At 69.0% G+C, this 1,459-nt stretch carries 1 protein-coding gene; it reads right to left on the bottom strand.

The window, feature by feature from the left end:
* Positions 1 to 19 precede the first annotated feature (19 nt).
* Complete coding sequence (locus ABZ573_RS32485; protein ID WP_151457828.1) at positions 20 to 1,219, bottom strand: IS110 family transposase; 1,200 nt, start codon at positions 1,217 to 1,219, stop codon at positions 20 to 22.
* Positions 1,220 to 1,459 lie beyond the last annotated feature (240 nt).

Raw genomic sequence — 1,459 nt, 5'->3', positions numbered from 1 at the left:
GGTGTCCCTATGGGTTTCGTCAAGCGGGGACCGGGCTGGTGGGGCGTGGCTGGTAGGGGATCTTGTCGCGGAGCATGGCGTATAGGACGTCGCAGCGGCGTCGGGCGAGGCAGATGAGGGCGGCGTTGTGGCGTTTGCCTTCGGCGCGTTTCCGGTCGTAGTAAGCGCGGCTGACGGGGTCGGCCAAGGCGGCGAACGCGGCGAGGAAGAAGGCTCGTTTGAGGTGTTTGTTGCCGCCTCGGGGTGGATGTTCGCCGCGGATGCTGCTGCCGGATCGTCGGGTGACGGGTGCCAGGCCGGCGTAGGCGGCGAGGTGGCCGGGGGTGGGGAAGGCGGTGCCGTCGCCGACTTCGAGCAGGATCCGGGCGGCGGTCCTGACACCGATGCCGGGCATCGAGGTCAGGACCGAAGCGAGAGGGTGCGCATCGAGGATCCTCTCGACCTCGCCTGCGACCTGGTCACGTTGTCGCAGGACATCTCGGAGGCTGTCAGCCAGGCGAGGCAAGATCGTCTCCGCGGCCTGGGTGCCGGGGACGGTGACGGTCTGCTCGTCGAGCGCGTTCATGATCTGCTCGACGAGGCGTTCACCCATGCGTGGGGCGTGAGGCCCGGCGACGGACAGCAGTTTGCGACGTCCGGCCTTGCGTAGCCCGAGCGGTCCCCCGCAGCGCGACAGCAGTTCCAGCACGGCCTTGTGCTGCACTTTCGGGCCGAGAACCCGTTCCAGGGCGGGGTGGATCTGAGTGAGCAAGCCACGGATCCGGTTGGACACCCGGGTGGCTTCGCCAGCGAGGTCGTCGTCGAAGCCGACCAGGACCTCCAGCTCCGCCAGCGCTTCGTCGCCGACATCGACCCGGCGCAGCGTGTGCGGCAGGGTGCGGGCGGCGTCAGCGATCACGTAGGCGTCCCGGGCATCGGTCTTCGCCGCACCGGGGTACAGGTCAGCGATGCGGCGCATCGCCAGACCGGGTAGGTAAGCCACCTGATGACCGCACGCCCGAGCCACCGCGACCGGCAGGGCGCCGATCGAGGCCGGCTGGTCGACCACCACCAGAACCCGGCCGTGGCGGACGAGCTTGTCGAACAGTTGCCGAAGCCGGGCCTCCGTGTTCGGCAACGCCGCGTCGTGCAGCCGCTTGCCGTCCGGTGCCAACCCGACCGCGTGGTGATCACCTTTGCCGACGTCCAAGCCGAGGTAGACGCCGTATCCGTCGTTCACCAGACCCGCCTCCACGCATCGATCCCGTGGCCTCGGCCGCTGGTCCAGGCGTCGGACTGCCGGCAGCCACGTTACGAAGAGACCTACCCCAACACGGGTGGCCGTGTCCCTATCAGCGGTCCGCCGACGCCACCCGACCCGGCGACAACACCCCCCGGATCATCCAAACGACAGGGGCAGTAAGTCATACCGGGCCGGGCGACCGAGGGTCCCCGGCTGGGGACGATCAAAAAGGTAACG

Origin of the sequence: Micromonospora sp. NPDC007220, from assembly GCF_040634035.1 — a bacterium.
Taxonomy (GTDB): Bacteria; Actinomycetota; Actinomycetes; order Mycobacteriales; family Micromonosporaceae; genus Micromonospora; species Micromonospora reichwaldensis.
The sequence above is the reverse complement of the archived record's forward strand: the minus strand, read 5'-3'. Positions and strand labels throughout refer to the sequence as shown.